General features: G+C 62.7%; 19 protein-coding genes. 10 read left to right on the top strand and 9 right to left on the bottom strand.

What is annotated here, in order from left to right:
- Positions 1–439: 439 nt before the first annotated feature.
- From AC1DYF_RS27480 to AC1DYF_RS27515, 8 genes are all read right to left on the bottom strand, one after another.
- Positions 440–1,708 (bottom strand): acyl-CoA dehydrogenase family protein, encoded by a 1,269-nt coding sequence (locus tag AC1DYF_RS27480; RefSeq protein WP_477880378.1) that lies wholly within the window; start codon positions 1,706–1,708, stop codon positions 440–442.
- Between the two features lie 73 nt (positions 1,709–1,781).
- Entirely contained in the window at positions 1,782–3,170 is a 1,389-nt protein-coding gene (locus AC1DYF_RS27485; RefSeq protein ID WP_477880379.1) for an LLM class flavin-dependent oxidoreductase, read from the bottom strand.
- Positions 3,171–3,357: 187 nt separating this feature from the next.
- On the bottom strand, positions 3,358–4,626 hold the full coding sequence (locus AC1DYF_RS27490; protein WP_477880380.1) for an SfnB family sulfur acquisition oxidoreductase: 1,269 nt from the start codon (positions 4,624–4,626) through the stop codon (positions 3,358–3,360).
- Between the two features lie 88 nt (positions 4,627–4,714).
- Entirely contained in the window at positions 4,715–5,962 is a 1,248-nt protein-coding gene (locus AC1DYF_RS27495) for an LVIVD repeat-containing protein (RefSeq protein WP_477880382.1), read from the bottom strand.
- Between the two features lies 1 nt (position 5,963).
- Positions 5,964–6,263 carry a hypothetical protein gene (locus AC1DYF_RS27500; RefSeq protein WP_477880383.1) on the bottom strand — a complete coding sequence of 100 codons (300 nt, stop codon included), beginning with the start codon at positions 6,261–6,263 and terminating at the stop codon, positions 5,964–5,966.
- Positions 6,256–7,044: an ABC transporter ATP-binding protein gene (locus tag AC1DYF_RS27505; RefSeq protein ID WP_477880385.1), complete on the bottom strand. Its 789-nt coding sequence runs from the start codon at positions 7,042–7,044 to the stop codon at positions 6,256–6,258. The genes AC1DYF_RS27500 and AC1DYF_RS27505 overlap by 8 nt, the downstream gene beginning before the upstream one ends.
- Positions 7,044–8,042 (bottom strand): ABC transporter permease, encoded by a 999-nt coding sequence (locus AC1DYF_RS27510; RefSeq protein ID WP_477880386.1) that lies wholly within the window; start codon positions 8,040–8,042, stop codon positions 7,044–7,046. Before AC1DYF_RS27510 ends, AC1DYF_RS27505 begins: the two co-directional genes overlap by 1 nt.
- Before the next feature lie 11 nt (positions 8,043–8,053).
- Positions 8,054–9,103, bottom strand: a complete 1,050-nt coding sequence (locus AC1DYF_RS27515) for an ABC transporter substrate-binding protein (protein ID WP_477880387.1) — start codon at positions 9,101–9,103, stop codon at positions 8,054–8,056.
- Positions 9,104–9,424: 321 nt separating this feature from the next.
- Here AC1DYF_RS27515 and AC1DYF_RS27520 point away from each other — a divergent pair, with 321 nt between their 5' ends.
- The 4 genes from AC1DYF_RS27520 (at position 9,425) to AC1DYF_RS27535 (ending at position 13,021) form a co-directional block, all read left to right on the top strand.
- Positions 9,425–10,462, top strand: a complete 1,038-nt coding sequence (locus AC1DYF_RS27520; protein WP_477880389.1) for an isopenicillin N synthase family dioxygenase — start codon at positions 9,425–9,427, stop codon at positions 10,460–10,462.
- Between the two features lie 30 nt (positions 10,463–10,492).
- The gene (locus tag AC1DYF_RS27525) at positions 10,493–11,854 is read left to right on the top strand and encodes an O-acetylhomoserine aminocarboxypropyltransferase/cysteine synthase family protein (RefSeq protein WP_477880391.1); all 1,362 of its coding nucleotides are present in this window, start codon (positions 10,493–10,495) and stop codon (positions 11,852–11,854) included.
- 51 nt (positions 11,855–11,905) lie between these two features.
- Positions 11,906–12,307: a RidA family protein gene (locus AC1DYF_RS27530; protein WP_477880393.1), complete on the top strand. Its 402-nt coding sequence runs from the start codon at positions 11,906–11,908 to the stop codon at positions 12,305–12,307.
- A gap of 210 nt (positions 12,308–12,517) precedes the next feature.
- On the top strand, positions 12,518–13,021 hold the full coding sequence (locus tag AC1DYF_RS27535) for a hypothetical protein (protein ID WP_477880395.1): 504 nt from the start codon (positions 12,518–12,520) through the stop codon (positions 13,019–13,021).
- Positions 13,022–13,075: 54 nt separating this feature from the next.
- Here the strand turns inward: AC1DYF_RS27535 and AC1DYF_RS27540 are convergent, their stop codons facing one another.
- Complete coding sequence (locus AC1DYF_RS27540) at positions 13,076–13,612, bottom strand: NADPH-dependent FMN reductase (protein WP_477880396.1); 537 nt, start codon at positions 13,610–13,612, stop codon at positions 13,076–13,078.
- Between the two features lie 169 nt (positions 13,613–13,781).
- On the opposite strand from AC1DYF_RS27540, the gene AC1DYF_RS27545 reads away from it, so the two are divergent.
- Genes AC1DYF_RS27545 through AC1DYF_RS27570 form a run of 6 tightly spaced genes read left to right on the top strand, consistent with a single transcriptional unit; the run spans position 13,782 to position 19,401 of the window.
- A complete protein-coding gene (locus tag AC1DYF_RS27545; RefSeq protein ID WP_477880398.1) occupies positions 13,782–14,312 on the top strand; it encodes a carboxymuconolactone decarboxylase family protein in 531 nt (176 codons plus the stop codon).
- A 32-nt stretch (positions 14,313–14,344) separates the two neighbouring features.
- Positions 14,345–15,928: an ABC transporter substrate-binding protein gene (locus AC1DYF_RS27550; protein WP_477880399.1), complete on the top strand. Its 1,584-nt coding sequence runs from the start codon at positions 14,345–14,347 to the stop codon at positions 15,926–15,928.
- Positions 15,929–17,011, top strand: coding sequence for an ABC transporter permease (locus AC1DYF_RS27555; RefSeq protein ID WP_477880401.1), 1,083 nt, complete (start codon positions 15,929–15,931; stop codon positions 17,009–17,011).
- Positions 17,008–17,865 (top strand): ABC transporter permease, encoded by an 858-nt coding sequence (locus tag AC1DYF_RS27560; protein ID WP_477880402.1) that lies wholly within the window; start codon positions 17,008–17,010, stop codon positions 17,863–17,865. Before AC1DYF_RS27555 ends, AC1DYF_RS27560 begins: the two co-directional genes overlap by 4 nt.
- On the top strand, positions 17,858–18,682 hold the full coding sequence (locus AC1DYF_RS27565) for an ATP-binding cassette domain-containing protein (RefSeq protein ID WP_477880404.1): 825 nt from the start codon (positions 17,858–17,860) through the stop codon (positions 18,680–18,682). Before AC1DYF_RS27560 ends, AC1DYF_RS27565 begins: the two co-directional genes overlap by 8 nt.
- On the top strand, positions 18,679–19,401 hold the full coding sequence (locus AC1DYF_RS27570) for an ABC transporter ATP-binding protein (protein WP_477880405.1): 723 nt from the start codon (positions 18,679–18,681) through the stop codon (positions 19,399–19,401). Before AC1DYF_RS27565 ends, AC1DYF_RS27570 begins: the two co-directional genes overlap by 4 nt.
- Positions 19,402–19,405: the final 4 nt, after the last annotated feature.

Here is a 19,405-nt window from a genome sequence, read left to right on the forward strand (position 1 = left end):
CCGTCAAATCACTTCCGTCAAATCACTTGGAAAACGAAGCGCGTCTCGGTTATGCTCACGCCGAGCGATAGCAGTCCAGGTCATCGGAAACCCCATTTTGATTTAGCACCAAAAGGGAATCACAACCTGCTGTTATCGCTCAACTACTTTTAAATCGGGCTCTCAGCCAATTCCGACCAATAGCGGACATCCTTGTAGCGCCAGGATTGATCTCTCGGATGCGCCCACAGACCGGGCGACTGGTGCCCGACGCAGTTCATTTCGAACGCGTTGAATCGAATCGGCTTGGTCATCGCTTGCCTCATACATATAATCTATAGATATAATGTATTTATAGATCGCGGCAGAAGCTGTGTTCCAAATCAAAAGGCTTTGAGAGAAAAGTATTCCGATCGAAACTGGAGCGGCGCGATCCCGGGACCGCGCCGCTTTATTTGCGTCAGGCCGGCGCGCTGCCGATGCGCCACTGGAACGGCGGCGGCGTGCCGTTGACGGCGTAGTCGCCGACGATGCGGTCCTTATAGATGCGCGGATTGTGCGAAGAAAGCGTCCGGGCATTGCGCCAATGCCGATCCAGCCCGTTGGGCTTGCGGGTGGCCGAGGCGCTCAGCGCATCGAAGGCGATGGTTGCGGCCTGCAGGATCAGATCGCTGACCACCGTCTGCGCCTGGGCGACTTCGAGTTCGGCCTGGATATTGGCACGGTCCTCCGCCTCGGCATCGTCGACGAAATGCGCTTCGAACGCCCGCTGAACCGCGGCTGCCGCCTGCAATACGATGGCGCCCGCGCTATAGGCCGCGCCGCGCACCCGCCCGACCACCTGCAGCACCTGCGGGTCCTGGCTCGAAAGCGGGCCGTTGGCATGGGTAAACGTGCGCTTGCGTGCCGCCACCGCCTTGGCGAGATCATTGGTCAGCGCCCGGCCGATGCCGGCCAGCGTCGCCAGGTGATAGATCTGGTAGAAGGCCGCACCATATTTGAAGCGTTCCTCCTCGACCCTGATATCCTCGGCGGCGACAGAGACATTGGTGAAGGTCGTGGTGCCGCTCGCCGTCAGCACCTGGCCGAAACCGTCCCAATCGTCGATGACGTCGACGCCCTGAGCATGCCGGGGCACGGCGACGCCGATCGCGTTGCCCTCGCTGTCGGAGGCACCTGTGTCGATCCAGTCGGCGAACAATGACCCTGTCGTGTAATATTTCGCGCCGTTGAGGATTAGCCCATCGGCATTGGCGGAAACATGGGTGGAAAAGCGCTCGATATTGGCGCCGCCGCCGATCTCCGTCCAGGCATTGCCGGCGACTTCGCCGCCGCCGATGCGGGCGAACCAGCGCTTGCGCCGCTCCTCGATCTTGGAGTTCAGCAGGTCCTCGGTGAAGCCAAAATGGCCGCGCAGGATCTGGGTAATGTTGGAATCGGCCTCCGACAGTTCAATCAGCAGGTTCGCCAGTTCGGGCAGCGTCGCACCCTTGCCGCCGGCGTCGACCGGCAGCCGCACCGCGCCGAAGCCGGCGGCTTTCAGCTTGTTGACCGCGTCGAACGGCAGGTCGCGTTCAAGATCGCGGCGAACCGCTTCGCTCTCGATCTCCGCGAAGATGGGACGGAACGGCGCGGCGATCTGCTCATAGTTCTGTGTCGGCCCGCTGCCCCAGCCGCGTTCAGCCTGGGCGACCCCACTCTGCAGCTGTTTCTCGTTGATCTGTAACATCGTTTCTTCCTTCCAAGTGAATGAATTATCGAGCGGATCGCCTCGCGGAAATCCGCTTCCGCGGCGGCAAGGATCAGGCAAGTCCGGCTGCACGTGTCGGCTGTTCGGACCATCGGAACGAGGCACCCGTATGCCGCGCCGGCAGGCGGTCACCCTCGCCGAACAGGCGGCTGCGCAGCGTGCCCTCGGCATAGGCGGTCTTGTAGAGGCCGCGATCCTGCAGAGCCGGCACGACCACGTCGACGAAGTCCTCGTAACTCTCCGGCATCACGATGCGGGTCATGTTGAAGCCGTCGATCTCGCCCTCTTCGATCCAGGAGGCGAGCTCGTCGGCCACATGCGAGGCATCGCCGACGATCACCGGATAGCGCCCGCCGATCGCGACTTCCTTCAGCAGCTGGCGCTTGGTCCAACCGCGCTGCTGCGCCAGCTGGGTGACGGATTGGATGGAGTTCGACGTGCCGTAGGCGATCGGATCATCGAGGCCGTAACGGGAGAAATCCACGCCGGTGCCGGCGGCAAAATGCGCCAATCCCGCCTCCGGGCTGGCATAGGGCCGGTATTCCGCCAGCTTCTCCTCGGCTGCCTTCTGCGACAGGTCGGCAACCACGGTGATGCCGACGAAGATCTTGATGTCGTCGGGCCGGCGGCCGGCGGCGACTGCGGCCTGCCGCAGCGCCCGCGACGTCTTCTGCGCCGCGGCCTTGTCGCCGGCGCTGATGAACACGCATTCCGCATGCTTGGCGGCAAATTCCCGGCCGCGGCCGGACGTGCCGGCCTGGTAGAGCACCGGCGTGCGCTGCGGCGACGGCTCCGACAGATGATAGCCGTGCGACTTGTAGAACGGGCCATCATGCGCGATCGGCCGCACCTTGGACGGGTCAGCGAAGATGCGGCGCGCTCGATCAACGATCACGGCATCGTCGTCCCAGCTTCCCTCCCAGAGCTTGTAGAGCACGTCGAGATAATCGTCGGCGCGGTCGTAGCGAGAATCGTGCTCCGCCTGCTTGTCGAGGCCGAGCGCGCGGGCCGCACTATCGAGATAGCCGGTGACGATGTTCCAGCCCATGCGGCCACCGGTCAGGTGGTCAAGCGTCGACATGCGTCGGGCAAATGTATAGGGCGCTTCGGAGCTGACATTGACGGTGACGCCGAAGCCCAGATGTTTCGTCACCGCCGCCATGCCGGACACCAGCATCATCGGATCGTTGACCGGCAATTGCACGGACTCGCGCAGCGTCAGGTCGACCGAGCCTTGATAGACATCGTAGACCCCGACGATATCGGCGAGGAAGATGCCGTCGAACAGGCCGCGCTCCAGCGTCTGCGCCAGCGAGGTCCAGTAGGACAGGTTCTTATATTCCGACGAACGGTCGCGCGGATGCGTCCAGAAGCCATGATTGATATGGCCGACGCAGTTCATGTTGAAGGCGTTGAGCAGGATCTGTTTCTTCTTGGTCATCGTCTCATCCCCAAAACCGCACGATGGCGGCCCGCAGGGCTCCGTTGAGAAAAAGCGGCCAACCGCCCCACATCACAGCGTGAGCACTGAGATGCGAGGCGGCGGCCCTCGTCATTCGACCTGGCTAGTCTTTTGCTTTGTCGCAGGTTCTTGTCGGAAAACAGTGCGACACTTTTCCGGAACCTGCTCAGCTCCAGGGATGGCGCGGCGGGTTGATGCCGTTGAGATAGAAATTGCCGACATGGAAGAATTTCCACCGCACCGGATCGTGCAGCGTGTGCGCCCGGGCATTGCGCCAATGCCGGTCGAGATTGTGCTGGGCGAGCGTCGAGCGCGTTCCGGCCAGTTCGAACAGCTTGTTGGTGGCGAGGATGGCGATTTCGGTGGTCAGCACCTTGGCTTCCGCCGTCTTCACCGTCGCCTGGGCGACGTTTTCCTCGGTCGCCTCGACCTGCGCCTTGTCGATCGCAAGCCCGGCGATGTGCAGCAGCGCCTCGGCTGCGTGCAGCCGGATTTCCAGATCGCCGATCGCCGAGACCGTGAACGGGTCCTCGCCCGCCGTTTCCTTGCCGCTGTCGATCCAGGGCCGCGACTGGGTCTTGATGAAGGCGATCGTGTCTTCGATCGCACCCTTGGCAATGCCGGCATCGATCGCCGCCTGGATGATCTGCGACACCGGGCCGGCAACGGTCGGCCGATCGAAGGCAGCCACCGGCAGCAACCGGCTGAGCGGCACGCGGACATTGTCGATCCGCACACTGCCCGACGCCGTGGTGCGCTGGCCGAAGCTCGACCAATTGTTGGTCACGGTGATCCCCGGCGCATCGCGCTCGGTGAAGACGAGGAAGCCCTGGCCGGTCTCGTCGACGGCAACGATCGGGATGATGTGCGACAGCAGCGCGCCGGTTGTGTAGAATTTTTCGCCGTTGACCACCGCCTCGGCGCCGTCATAGCTGACCTTCGTCTCGAAGGCGGCGACGGTTTTGCTGTGCAGTTCCGAGAAGGCGTTGCCGAAGCGCAGGCCCTTCAGCACCCAGCCGAAGAATTCCTTCTTCTGCGCTTCCGTGCCGTCGAGGTCGATATGGCCTGATATCGCCAGATGGTTCTGGGTGATCTGCGCAATCGAGGAATCGGCCGACGCAATGATCTTGATCACCTCGGCCAGCGTCGCATAGGACACGCCCGGCCCGCCATATTGCTTCGGCACGTTGATGCTCCAGAGGCCGCTCTGCGAATAAAGGTCCAGTTCTTCGAGCGGCAGCAGGCCCTCGCGATCGCGGAAAGCCGCTCCCTCGGAAAACGTCTCGGCAAGCTTCTTCGCCACCTCGATCGCTTCGGCATCCGATTTGATGATGTGAGCGGGCTTGGCCGGATGCGGCCGTGGCGGCACCGGATCGGCCGAGTTGACGCGCGGATGTTGCGAATAGTCGATCTTGCTTTCTGCCTGGGAACCCATGGCTGTGCTTCCTTTCGAAATGCCCGCCGGCCAGGAGCCAGGCGGTTCGGTTGCTGTTGAACCGGTGGCGCGGACCGCCACTCTCTTGTTATCCGCCATATTCAATGATGCTGAGCCCGGCATTGTAGTCGGTGGCGTAGATCAGCCCGGCGGGGTCGACGAACACATCGGCAGACTGGATCACCTTCGGGCGCGGGCGGCGGTCGATCATCCGCTCAGGTGCGGCCGGCACCAGGGCGCCGGTTTCTTTCGGCCGGTAGGGATCGGAAATGTCGAAGGCACGGATGCCGGCATTCTGCCAGGTGGCGAAGATCAGGCTGGAAGACCGGAACGTTCCGGGGCGGTTTTCATGCAGGTTGTGCGGACCGAAATGACCGCCCTTGGCCGAATAATCCGCCTCGTCGGGAATGGGAAAGGTCGCAATCGACACCGGATTTACAGGCGCGCGCATGTCGAACACCCAAGTGTGTTTGCGGCCATCCGCCTCGTTGTCGGCCACCGCCTCATCGGCGACAACAAGCAGGTCGCGGTCGATCAGCGGGAGCGCCGAATGCGTGCCGCCGCCATAGGGTGGCGACCAGTTGCGATGCACGATCAGCCGCGGCCTAGTCCTGTCGGAAACATCGATCAGCGTCAGCCCGCCGTCGCGCCAGCAGGCATAGGCGATATCGCCTTCGACCACGGCATGATGCAGCGCATAGCGCCGCCCCTCGCTCCATGTCGGCGTCTCGCCGGCGGCCTTGTTCATGCCCGGCAGCCAGAAGCGTCCGGCCTCGACGGGCTTCGTCGGATCGGCGAGGTCGACGATCAAGAGGATATAGTCGGTGAAGCCGTCGATCAGCGCCGAGACATAGGCCCAGCGGCCGCCGACATACCAGATGCGGTGAATGCCGACACCATCGACCGGGAAGAAGCCTATCCGCGACGGCCGGGCAGGCACGGAAATGTCATAGATCGCCATGCCCGCAGACCACGGCCTCGTCTTCATGGCGCCACCGGCCGTGCCGAGCGTATCGCCAATCGAAGTGGTGTAATAATCCTTCTCATCGGCAAAGGCAGCTTCTGCGAACAGGTCGAGCGCATGCACGACCAGCAAAAGGTCGTCATGGGTCTGTAGATGGATCGTCCAGGTCTTCGGCGGCGCCGGCACGAAAGTCGACTCGCCAGGCCTTTTGGGATCACGCACATCGATGATCGAAAACCCGCCGGACCAGGGGTGGGCGATATAGGCATGGCCGCGATGCACCATCAGTTGCAGCCCGTCGCCGCGTCCACCCTGATCCGAATGGCCGAGCAGGCGCATATTGCGGGCATAATCCGGCTGCGGAAATGCCATCTCAGCGCGCCTGGCCGACTCGGAACGAGCGCATGGCCACGGCAGCCAGCAGCAGCCCGCCGGCGCTCCAGAAGGCTTCAGCAGAGTAGCGGCGGATGCCGAGGAAATGGTCCTGCCGGCAGAGCGATTCTGCCAGCGAGCAGATATCGGTGTTGCGCGCCAGGCAGGGGACGACCTCGGAAAAGGTCATCGTATTGGTCTTCAAGAGTTCGTCGAAGACCACCCACCACCAGAGAATGGCAAGCGTGGTGAGCACGCCGCCGACGATCAGCAAGGCGTTGGAAAGCGAGATCCTAGTCATGGACGATGCCCAGTTTGGAGAGCAGTTCCTGGCGCAGATGCACGAGGGCGTCATCGTCGCGCTTGCGCGGATAGGGCTTGTCGACACTCACTTCGTGAATGATGCGCGCCGGCCGGTCGCTGAAGACGATGACGCGATTGGCGAGCAGCAGCGCCTCCTCGACGTCATGGGTGACGAGGATCGCGGTGAAGCCGGCATCCTGCCAGAGTTTTGTCAATTCCTGCTGCAGGCCGAGACGGGTAAGCGAATCGAGCTTGCCGAAGGGCTCGTCGAGCAGCAGCAGATGCGGATCGTTGACCAGCGCCCGGGCAATGGCGACGCGCTGCGCCATGCCGCCCGAAAGCTGGTTGGGATAGGCATCGGCGAATTTCTCCAGCTTGACGATCCTCAGCGCCTCGTCGACGCGCGATGCATGCGTCTTGAGCAGGCCGCGCGCTTCGAGCCCGGTGGCGACATTGTTGCGCACCGTGCGCCAGGGAAACAGCGTCGGATCCTGGAACACCAGGATGCGCGACGGATCGGGCGCAGTGATCGGCGCCCCTTCTTCCAGCAACCGGCCCTGGCGCGGCGTATCGAGGCCGGCGGCGAGGCGCAGCAGCGTGGACTTGCCGCAGCCGGACGGCCCGAGCAGCGCGATGAACTCGCCCGGCTTGACCGAAAGGTCGACATTGTCGAGCACGGCCAGCCTCTCGCCATTGATGACGAAGTGATGCGAGACATTCTCGACATCGAGCGCGATGGCGCGGCGTTCGACGGCAGATGGATTGACGGTGACGTTCATCAGATGAGCCCTCTTTCCTGGCCGGTCAGCAGGCGGTCGCGGGCGACGAACAGCAGCTTGACGATTCCCGAGCAGAGCAGCGCCATGATGACGATCGTGGCGTAGACATTGGCATAGCCGGAATAGGCCGTCTGGAACTGGATATACCAGCCGAGCCCGTATCGTGCGCCGAGCATTTCGGCGACGACCAGCACTGCGAAGGAATAATAGAGGCCCATGAACAGGCCGACGAAAGTGTGCGGCAGCGACGCAGGAATGGCGATCTTGGTGATCAGGTAGCGCGAATCCGCCCCCAGCGTCCGGGCGACGTCATAAAACGCCTTGTTGACCGAGGCGACGCCGGAAGCGGTGAGGATCGCCACCGGAATGCCGCAGGAGAGCGCCACAATGAAGATCGAAGCGTCGAACGTGGTCGGGAAGAAATAGAAGGTCGCGGGAATCCACGCCGTCGCCGGCACCGGCCCGATCAGCTTCAGCACCGGCATGGCCCAATAATTGAACCGCACCGACGAGCCGAGCGCCACACCAAGCACGAAGCCCACGGCAATGCCGGAAAAGAAGCCGAGCCCCCAGAGCCTGAGCGAATAGGCGATGCAGATCAGCAGCCGCTGCCATTCGACCACATAGACGTTGAGCAGGCCATGCGGCGGCGAGAAGAACGGTTTCGGCAGCCAGCCGGTCTTGGCGGTCGCATATTCCCAGAGCAGGAACCAGACGCCGAGCGCGATCAGCCACGGGCCGTAATAAGTGAATTTGGCGCCGGCCGCACCCATGCGCGGCACGGCAAAGCCAAGTGCTGCAAGCACGATCGCCCCTGTCCCCATGATGGCGGCGAACAGCGGACCGCTGCCCCAGGCGATCACATCCGGCAGGGCGACCGTGACGATCGCCGTCAGCGCCCAGAACAGGGCGGCAATGAAACCGGAGGTCCAGACACCCTGCCGCAAGGACAGGGTGCCGATCCGGTCGTCGACAAAGGTCGGCGCGGCGTCCGTCATGGTTTTGGTCCTTATGCCAGGAGGTTGACCGTGATGCGCTCGGCGAACTCCTTCGGGTCCGTCGACGGGTCGAGAACCTTGACGAGCTTCAGGTCTTCCGAGGTGATGCGAATCTGCTCCACCAGTTCCGGGCCGATCGGATGATTGTGGGTCCTGAGATTGCCGATCACCGCGACAAGGTCCTCGAGGCTGAGGCCGGCCGGCTTCAGCGCTTCGAGATACCATTGCGCCACTTCTTCGACATGGCCGGAGACATATTCGTGGATCTCGATATTGGTCTCGGCGAGCCGGCGCAGCGCATCCTTGTTGGCCTGCAGGAACGGGCCATTGGCGCCGAGCACGCAGCAGGTATGGTTCTCGTAGACGCCGGTCTGGGTGTCGGCGATCAGCTTGAAGTCGAACTTCTTTTCGATCGAATAGGCCCAAGGGTCGAGATGGGCGGCGAGATCCGCATCGCCGCGCTTGACCGTTTCGCCGACGAGATCGAAGGGCACGGCCTTCCAGGTCACGTCGTTTTCCGGATCGATGCCCGCCTTCTTCAGCGTCACCTGGAAAGCGACCTGCGGCGGCGCGCCAATGCCATAGGTGGCGATGGTCTTGCCCTTGACGCCGGCGAGATCGGTAATGCCGGATTCCTTTGACGCCATAAGCCGCTGGCAGCCGCCATGCGAGCCGACGAACAGCTTGACGTCAAAGCCCTGCTCCAGCGGCTTCAGCCAGTCGCCGATCAGGCCGGCGCCGGCATCGGCCTTGTTGGTGGCCAGCGCCTGGATCAGCGTCTGGCCGCTGGCGCCCTGGTAGAACAATTCGACGTCGAGATTGTGCTTGTTGTAAAAACCCTTGGCGACGCCGAAGCCGAGCGGCGAATGGCAGGCCGCCACTTCCGTCCAGGCGAGCCGGATATGCGGCGCTGGGCCGGCGATGGCCGGGGTGAACAGGCTGTTGCCGGCAATTGCACCCGCGGCGACCACGCCCGTGCCAAGCGCCGCACCCTTGAGCACCGTGCGCCGCGAAACGCCGGCCTGGCTGGCGCTGGACGACTTGCTGTCCTGATCCGTCATATCATTCCCTCCGGATATGAGCGCTGCCCCTGCAGGCTCCGATTGCCTAAGCATAGGCGGCATTTTCGCTTAATCAATACAGTTTATAGATTTTATGTTCTAACTTTTCGATCACGAGTGAAACGAGTTTGCGCCAGCGCTGCAATCAACGAAAAATCCGTACGAAGCGATTTGCTAATATAGTATTTTTATCGTTATTTTTCATATTTTTATATCTTTTTTATAGACAATATTGCTTTATCGCATCGCACAGCCTATCGTCGCACCATCACCGCGCCGGAGACAACCGGCAGGAAAAAGACGAAAGAAAGGGAGTGCGCTGTGGCCGCTGAACAATCCTTGCCCATCCTCAATCTCGAGCGCTTCGCACCGGACCATCCGGAACGCGATGCGGCGCTCGCGGAATTGCGCAATATCGCCCATACGCTCGGCTTCTTCTATCTCTCCGGCCACGGCATCCCGCAGGAGCGCATCGACGGCGTGCTGGCTTTGTCGCGGAAATTCTTCGCCTTATCGGATGAGGACAAAGTCGAAATCCAGATGAAGAACTCGCCGCATTTCCGCGGCTATAACGGTCCCGGCCTCGAATATACCCGCGGCCAGAAGGACTGGCGCGAGCAGGTCGATTTCGGCGCCAGCCGCGACAGGCTCACCGTCAATGCCGGCGATCCGCCCTGGAAGCGGCTGGTCGGCCCCAACCAGTACCCCTCCGCCCTGCCCGAATTGAAACCGGCAATCGAGCAATGGATCGCCGACGTCACCTCGGTCGGCATCCGCGTGCTGAAGGCCTATGCCGAGGCGCTCGGCCAATCGCCCGATGTGTTCGCGCCGATCTATGCCGGCGGTCCCAACCAGTTGCTGAAGATCATCCGCTATCCCGGCCGCGACAAAACCGAGACCGACCAGGGTGTCGGCGCCCATAAGGATTCGGGCTTCGTGACGCTGCTACTGCAGGATACCGGCGCCGGCCTGCAGGTCGATGACGGCCATGGCGGCTGGATCGAGGCCAAGCCGGTGCGCGGCACCTTCGTCATCAATACCGGCGAGATCCTGGAAATGGCCTCGAACGGCTTCCTGCGCGCCAATATTCACCGAGTGGTGACACCCAAGGCCGGTACGGACCGCATGTCCGTCGCCTTCTTCCTCGGCGCCAATCTCTCCGCCACCGTACCAGTCCTGACCTTGCCGGAGGACCTGCAAAAACAGGTGCGCGGCGTCACCCAAGATCCACTCAACCCGCTGTTCAGCGAAGTCGGCCGCAATTTCCTCAAGTCGCGGCTACGCTCGCATCCCGACGTCGCCCAGGCGCATCACGCCGACCTGATCACCGAACAGCAAAAGGTCGCCGAGACCGCCTGATCCATCAACGCCGAGCCAAAGGAGCCGGATATGAACCTCCATCTCAACCCCGACGAGGCCGCCCCGACCACGCCCGCCCCGCCCGCGGGAACTGCGCTGTTCAAGAGCAGGCATCCGGAAACGATCGCGCTGCATGGCGGCAGCTATCGCTTCGACCCGACCACCGGCGCGGTCGCCGTGCCGATCTACCAGTCGACCTCGTTCCAATTGCCGGGTACGGAAGGTGCCGACAAGCTCTTCGCGCTCGAAGCGCCGGGCCATCTCTATACCCGCGTCTCCAACCCGACCCAGGATGCCTTCGAGCAGCGGCTCGCCGAAATCGAAGGCGGCGTCGCGGCACTGGCGCTGGGCTCCGGCCAGGCGGCCTCGGCCTTCGCCGTGCTCAACCTCGCCCGCGCCGGCGACAACATCGTCTCCGCCGTCGGCATCTATGGCGGCACCTGGGCGCTGTTTGCCGCAACACTGAAAAGCTTCGGCATCGAGACCCGCTTCGTCGACCCGACCGATCCGGAAGCCTTTGCCCGAGCCACCGACGACAAGACCCGCGCTTACTATGCAGAATCCCTGCCCAATCCGAAGCTGGAAGTCTTCCCGATCGCCGAGGTCGCCGGCATCGGCCGCCGCTTCGGCATCCCGCTGATCGTCGACAACACCGCGGCTCCCCTGATCATCCGCCCGTTCGAGCACGGGGCGGCCGTCGTGGTCTATTCGACCACCAAATATATCGGCGGTCATGGCACCTCGATCGGCGGCGCGATCATCGAAAGCGGCACTTTCCCCTTCGCCAATTATCCGAAACGCCTGCCGACCCTGCACGAGCCCGATCCGAGCTACCAGGGCGCCACCTGGCTGCAAAAGGCGGAAAAGATCGGCTTCTTCGCCTATATCCTGCGTGCCCGCGCCGTGCTGTTGCGCGACCTCGGCGCCGCAATCAGCCCGCAGAATGCCTTTCAGTTCCTGCAAGGCCTGGAAACCCTGCCGCTGCGCCTCATCCAGCACAATCGCAATGCCGAGATCGTCGCCGACTATCTCAAGACCCATCCGAAAGTGTCGAACGTCATCTTCCCGAAATTCCAGACCGGCACGGCCAAGGCCAATGCCGACAAATATCTGAAACCCGGCAATTTCGGCGCGCTTGTCGGCTTCGAACTCAAGGATGGTCGCGATGCCGGCCGGCGTTTCATCGACGCTCTGCAGCTCTTCTACCACGTCGCCAATATCGGCGATGCGCGGTCGCTGGCGATCCATCCCTCGACCACCACCCATTCGCAGCTCTCCGCCGAGGATCAGCTGTCCACGGGCGTCACACCGGGCTATGTCAGACTGTCTATCGGCCTCGAGCATCCCGAGGATATCCTCGCCGATCTCGAGCAGGCGATTGCGGCAGCCTGAACAGGCGGGGTGGCGTTCTTCCCTGCTGCGCCACCCCGTCCGGATTCCATCATGACCCGCTACATCAAAACCGACAAAGCCGCTCCACCGCCAAAAACCGCCCGCTATTCACATGCGGTGGAGGCCAACGGCTTCCTGCTCGTCACCGGCCAATTGCCGATCGATCCCGCCCATCCGGACGCAGCGCTGCCGGCATCGATCGGGCAGCAGACGGAGCTCGTCTTCCGCAATCTTGCGCTGATCGTCGAGGCATCCGGCTATCGCCTCTCGGACACTGTCTTCGCCCGCATCTATCTCAGCCATTTCGAACGTGACTATGCGGGCTTGAATTCCGTCTATCACCGCTATTTCAACGACGAGGCTGCCTTCCCCGCCCGCACGACGGTCGGCGTCGCCAGGCTGGGCCGGGATGCGCTGGTGGAAATCGACCTGACACTTGCCCGCCGTCAATGAGTCCTACGGCTTTATTGCAGCTTCGCCGAGACTTGTGAGCCTGGTCCAGCGCCTTGCGAGAAACAAGAGGTTGAAAGAGCTCCAATTCCCCAGCAGGCATCGATCACCGGAACATGACTGCTCCCTAAAAGCAGTGTTGAATCATTTTCCAGATGAGTTGTGGATCGTCCGCTGATAGCGTGCCGACATTGGCGATATGGCGCAAAAGAGATGTCTAGAAAGATCGTATGGAGTATTGTTCACGATTTTGAAGATGATACGTTTTGCGATCATTTCAAAATAATCGGCATTTTTCGAACCCGAGAGCAAGCGAGAGCGGTCGTTCGCCGTTTGAAGGAGAAACCAGGATTCGTTGATCATCAGAAAGGCTTCTTTGTCGACAATCGCACCCTCAATTATGGCGAGTGGGCTGAGGGTTTTGTCACCATGATCGGCACCAACGAGATGCCAGAGCCGGAGATACCCACAGACCTGGCTACGGCCTTGGATTTCGAGATCGAGGAAAGCCAAGATGGCTTGTGGTATGTCCTACATTCCTATCTCGATGAGTGGAACTGCACAGAAACAAAGGACATCGGGCTGTATTCCGACCTGGAATTGGCAAGGAACGCTGTCAGAGATCGATTGGACCAACCGGGATTTCGCAGCCGACCAAATGGATTTCAAATCATACCGATGACACTCGGGCGGATCGCCTACGAGGGCGGCTTCTGACCGCACCTCGTTGTCGCCGGAAATTTGTCAGCAGTACATAGAACAGGTTTGCAATCACGCTCGGTTCGCCTTGGCGGCAAGGGCGAGCCCGTGGGCTGCGCCGAGCAGCGGATAGCGCTCGGCGTCGACAAACTTCGTCACGATCTCGTCCTTCCCATCGAACTGCGATGTCACGAGATAGAGGCTCCCGGTCGGCACGCTGGCGCCCAATTCCACCAAGAGCGGCCGCAATGTGTGGTTCGGCGCCAGCGAGTGATCGGGCGCGCCGCCGGTGAAGACGGGGATTGCCACGGTGCCCTTGAGTCCGCCGGTGTCGTAGCGGTCGAGAAAAGCCTTGAGCAGGCCAGTATAGCTCGCCTTGTAGGTCGGCGTGGCGAAAACCACGAGACCGGGCTCGGCGACGCTCTTCGTCAGCGCCTTGACGCTCTCCGAATTCCAGTCGAATAGGCCCGCGGCATGGTGTGAGAGCTCGATCACCTCGACCTCATCCGACGTGCCGACCAGACCGGCAATCGCCTTGCCAACGGCCACGGCCAGTTCCGTCGTTCGACCGCCCGCCGAAGGATTGCCGATAACCACTTTGATTTTCATGTCGATTTTCCTCATCGATGAACTGGTAATAGGGTCGCTCATATAACACTTTCTCTATAGAATTAGTCTGTAGAATATTTTTCGTCCAGTGGCCACCAAGTTAGATCATGCGCCTCTCACCTTCATCCAGGCCCCGGTGTAACTTCCTACCCACGCAAGCGAGGCGTCCATGAGCCAAATCCCGCAAATCGACTACGACACCGCCGCCGAGGATATCCGCCGAGCGCATGACGACGAAATCGCCGCCCGCGGGCGCATGACCAATATGAAGCGCACGCTGCTGCATTCGCCGCAGGCGCATCGCATCTATGCCGAATGGTTCACCCTGCGTACCGAGCTGCTGCCGGTCATCGACGACCGCGCCATCTGGATATTTTCGCATGCGATCTCCAAGGCATTGAACTCGAAGATCGCGGTGACGTTCTTCCGCAGGGCACTGATCAACGCCGGCTTCGACCCCGACGCGCTCGTGCTCTCCGAAGAAGAAGCCCTGCTTGCCCGCTTCGGCCGCGCCATCGTTGCCAACTCCAATGCCGTGCCGGCCGATATCTGGGCGGCGCTGAAACTGCGCTACCAGCCGAAAACCCTGGTCGATCTCACAGCCTTCGCCGGCATCATGATCGCCACCGCCGTGTTCAACAACGTCGTCGAGGTCGATTTCGACCCCGAACTCGCGGCCTTCGCCGAAAAACAAGACTGATCTTACCGCCATCCGATCAAAGGGAGTCCACCATGACCATCACCATCAGGCAAAAACTGCTCGGCGGCGTCTTCGGCGCCGTTCTCGCACTCGGCGCTCCGTTCGCGCATGCCGAAACGCCGAGCGACACTCTCGTCGTGGCGCAGTCGATCGACGATGCCGTCAGCTTCGACCCGGCCGAAGGTTTCGAGCTGACCACGGTCCAGTCGTTCAACAATGTCTACCAGCGGCTGGTACAGTCCAACCGCCAGGACGGGACCAAGATCGAGCCGGCGCTCGCCGCTTCCTGGGAAGCCGGCAAGGACGGCAAGAGCCTGGTCTTCGCGCTCACTGATGCCAAGTTCGCCTCCGGCAATCCGGTGCGCCCCGAGGACGTGATCTTCTCGCTGACGCGCGCGGTCAAACTCAACAAGGCGCCGGCCTTCATCCTCAATGAGCTCGGCTGGAAGGCCGACAGCGTCGATGCCGCCGTCACCAAGGTCGACGACAAGCATGTCAAGCTTTCCTGGAGCGCCGATGTCGGTCCGGGCTTTGCCCTCGCCTTGCTCACCGCGCCGATCGCTTCGATCGTCGACGAAAAGACGGTCACCGCCCAGGTCAAGGACAATGATTTCGGCAATGGCTGGCTGAAGATCAATTCCGCCGGCAGCGGCGCCTATGTCATCGCCAATTACACGCCGCATGAGGCTCTGGTGTTGCAGGCCAACGCCAATTCGTCCGACAAGGCAGCCCTGCCCAACCTGATCATCCGCAACGTGCCGGATGTCGGCGCCCGGCGGCTGCTCGTCGAACAGGGTGACGCCGATATCGCCCGCGGCCTGTCGGCCGACCAGATCGATGCGCTGAAGAGCAAGTCCGGCGTCAAGGTCCTCTCCGTCCCCTCGGCCCGCACGGACTATGTGCTGATCAATTCCAAGGCCAATCCGACGCTCGGCAATCCGGCCTTCTGGGACGCGGCACGTTATCTCGTCGATTACGACGGCATCGCCAAGAACCTGCTGCGCGGCCAGAGCACGGTGCATCAGGCCTTCCTGCCGGTCGGCTTCCCCGGCGCGCTGACCGACACGCCGTTCAAGCTCGATGTCGAGAAGGCCAAGAAGATCCTTGCCGACGGCGGCATCAAGACACCGTTCAAGATCGAATTCATCGTCTTCAACGACCAGCCCTTCCTGTCGATCGCGCAATCGCTGCAATCGACCTTCGCGCAGGCCGGCATCACGCTCGACATCCAGCCGGGTGTCGCCAGCGAGATCTATGCCCGCGGCCGCGCCGGCAAATACGAGATGACGCTGCGCTACTGGATCCCGGACTATTTCGACCCGCATTCCAATGCCAGCGCCTTTGCCATCAACAAGGACAATTCCGCCAACACGGTCGCCAAGCAGGCGGGCTGGGTGATCCCGGAACTGACCGACGAGACGCTCGCCGCCGTCAAGCAACAGGACCCGGCCAAGCGCGTCGAGCTCTATCAGGACCTGCAGAAGAAGATCCAGAAAAGCTCGCCCTACGTTTTCACCCTTCAGGGTAATGATGAGGTCGTGCTAAGCGACAAGGTGAAGAACTATGCCCAGGGCCTGAACGCTGACCAGGTCTATTACGACAAGGTGGAAAAATAAGTGCCAGAGACGGCAAACCCGTCGCAAACCGAGATCGATGACTCCCGCCCACGGCGACGCTGGCGGGAGTTGTCTTTCGCCTGGACGCTCGCCAAATGGCTCTGGTCCTTCGCACTCACCCTGCTCGGCCTGGCGCTGGTGACCTTCGCCATGACCCGCGCGGCCCCCGTCGACCCGGCGCTGCAGCTCGTCGGCGAGCATGCCAGCCAGTCCACCTATCTCGCCGCCCGCGCCGAACTGGGCCTCGACCAACCGCTGCCGCTGCAATTCGTCCGCTATGTCGAGACGGCGCTGACCGGCAATCTCGGCCTGTCGACCTCGACCGGCCAGCCAGTGGCGAGCGATATCGCCCGCACATTTCCGGCAACCATCGAACTCGCCACCGTCGCCATTGTCTTTGCCACCCTGATCGGGCTGACGCTCGGCATTCTCGCCGCCATGCGGCCGGGAAGCTGGCTCGATGCGCTGGCGCGCCTCATCTCGCTGATCGGCTATTCGATCCCGATCTTCTGGCTCGGCCTGTTGATGCTGCTGCTCTTCTATGCCCGGCTGCATTGGGCGCCGGGACCCGGCCGCACCGATATCGTCTTCCAGTACACGGTCAAACCGGTCACAGGCTTTGCGCTGATCGACACCTGGCTCTCCGGCAAGGCCGGCGCCTTTCGCGATGCGCTGTCGCATCTCGCCCTGCCGGCGACGGCGCTCGCAATCTATGCGCTCGCCTCGATCGCCCGGCTGACGCGCTCGATGGTGCTGACCGAACTCGGCCAGGAATATGTCACCACCGCCAGAGCCAAGGGCGCCGGCATGCGCCGCGTCGTGCTCGTCCATGTCCTGCCGAACGTCGCCGGCACGCTGTTGACCGTCGTGGCGCTCGCCTATGCCAGCCTGCTCGAAGGCGCCGTACTGACCGAAACCGTCTTCGCTTGGCCCGGGATCGGCCGCTACCTGACCACCGCCATGTTCGCCGGCGACATGGCAGCCGTGCTCGGCGCGACGCTTGTGGTCGGCACGTCCTTCGTGCTGCTCAACACGCTGACCGATCTCGGCGCCCTGCAGCTCCAGGTGGGGGGCCGCCGATGAGCGCGATCGTCGAGCACCCGGTTGCCGAACCGTCCTTCGCCACGCGTTTCCTGCGCTCGCCATCCGCCACGATCGGCGGAGCAGTCGTCGCGCTGATCTTGCTCGTGGCACTGCTGGCGCCGCTGATCGCGCCCTATGATCCAATCCTCCAGGACACCGCCAACCGGCTGATGCCGCCCACATCGGCCCATTGGCTGGGCACGGATGCCTTCGGCCGCGATATCCTCTCACGCCTCATCTATGGCGCGCGGCCCACCCTGTTGCTCGTCCTCGTCGTGGTTCTGCTGATGGCGCCGCTCGGCATTCTCGTCGGTATCCTGGCCGGCTTTTTCGGCGGCATGACCGAGCGCATCCTGATGCGCTTCACCGACATCGTCATGTCCTTCCCGCGGCTGCTGCTCGCCTTCGCCTTCGTCGCCATCATGGGGCCGGGCCTGATCAACGGCGCCCTGGCGCTGGCGCTGACGAGCTGGCCGGCCTACGCGCGGCAGGCGCGCGTCGAAACGGCGGCCTTGCGCCGCAGCGACTATCTCGCCGCCGCCGAAATGGTCGGCATTCGCGGTATCCGCCTGCTCTGGGGCCATATCCTGCCGCTTGTCCTGCCCTCGGCCGTCATCCGCCTGGCGCTCGATCTATCCGGCATCATCCTCGCCGCCGCCGGCCTCGGCTTCCTCGGGCTGGGCGTGCGGCCGCCGACGGCGGAATGGGGTTCCATGGTCGCCGATGGCACGCAGGTGATCTTCGACCAGTGGTGGGTCGCGGCTGTCCCCGGCTTTGCCATCCTGGCGATTTCGCTGGCCTTCAACCTGATCGCCGACGGCCTGCGCGATATATTGGATCCCCGCCATGGCTGAGCCCTTGCTTGACATCCAAAGCCTGTCGATCAGCTTTCCGTCCGAAGCCGGATCTGTGCGCATGGTGGACGATATTTCGCTGTCGGTCGGTCGCGACGTCGTTGCCCTGGTGGGCGAATCCGGCTCCGGCAAATCCATGACCGGTCGCGCCATCATGGGCCTGTTGCCTGAGAGCGCCGAAATGCAGGCGAAAACGCTTCGCTTCGATGGCCGAGACCTGCGCACGCTCTCCACGGCCGGCTGGAACGGACTGCGCGGCAACGACATCAGTCTCATCCTGCAGGACCCGAAATATTCGCTCAACCCGGCCCATAAGATCGGCCGGCAGGTCGAGGAAGCGCTCCTGCTCCACACCCGCCTCGGTGCCGCGGAGCGGCGCGAAAAGGCGCTCGACATGCTCGCCAAGGTCGGGTTGCCTGACCCGAAACGCGTCTATGCCAGCTACCCCGCAGCACTATCCGGCGGCATGGGCCAGCGCGTCATGATCGCCGCGATGATCATCAACCAGCCGAAACTGTTGATCGCCGACGAGCCGACCTCGGCACTCGACCGTGCACTGCAGGACCAGATTCTGACGCTGCTGCGCTCGCTGACCACCGAATTCGGCATGGGCCTGCTGCTGATCAGCCACGACCTCAGGCAGGTGTCGCGCTATGCCGATCGTGTCGTGGTGATGCGCCGGGGCAAGATCGAGGAGCAAATGGCATCGGCCGATCTCGCCCAGGCGCAGTCCGCCTATACGCAGGCGCTTTGGGCTGCGCAGCCATCGGCCAGGACCTATGGCACACGGCTGCCCGTCTACGGAGACGCGCCATGAATGCGATCTCGGTAGACAACCTGGTGATCGGCTTCGAGACATCAGGCAGCCGCTTCGTCGCGGTAAAGGGCGTCGGCTTCGAGGTCGGTGAAGGCGAGACATTCGGCCTCGTCGGCCCGTCCGGCTGCGGCAAGACCACGGTTCTCAGGGCGATTGCCGGCTTGAACACCCATTGGCAGGGTTCGATCCGCGTCTTCGGGGACATGCTGCAGCCCGGCCGCAAGATAACCGGCCGGCTGCGCGACAATATCCAGATGGTGTTCCAGGACCCCTATTCGTCGCTGCACCCGCGCCACCGTATCAGCCGCACGCTCGGCGAGCCGCTGGCGATCCGCGGCGGGCGCGACATCGCGCGGCAGGTCATCGACGTGCTCGGGAAGGTCGGCCTATCGCCGGACATCGCGGCGCGCTATCCGCACCAGCTTTCCGGCGGCCAGCGGCAGCGCGTGGCCATCGCCCGGGCGCTGCTGCTGAAGCCGTCACTGTTGCTGCTCGACGAGCCGACCTCGGCGCTCGACATCTCGGTGCAAGCCGAAATCCTCAACCTGCTCAACGATCTCAAGCGCTCGCAGGGCATGACGCTGATCCTCGTCAGCCACGACCCCGGCGTGATCGCCCATATGTGCGACCGGGCAGTGATGATGAAATCCGGTCTGATCGACCGGTCGCTCGACCGCAACGCGCTGGCATCGGATGACTGGGTGGCAGCGCTCGCCTGAACAG

The organism is Rhizobium sp. P2_G9 (genome assembly GCF_056403475.1).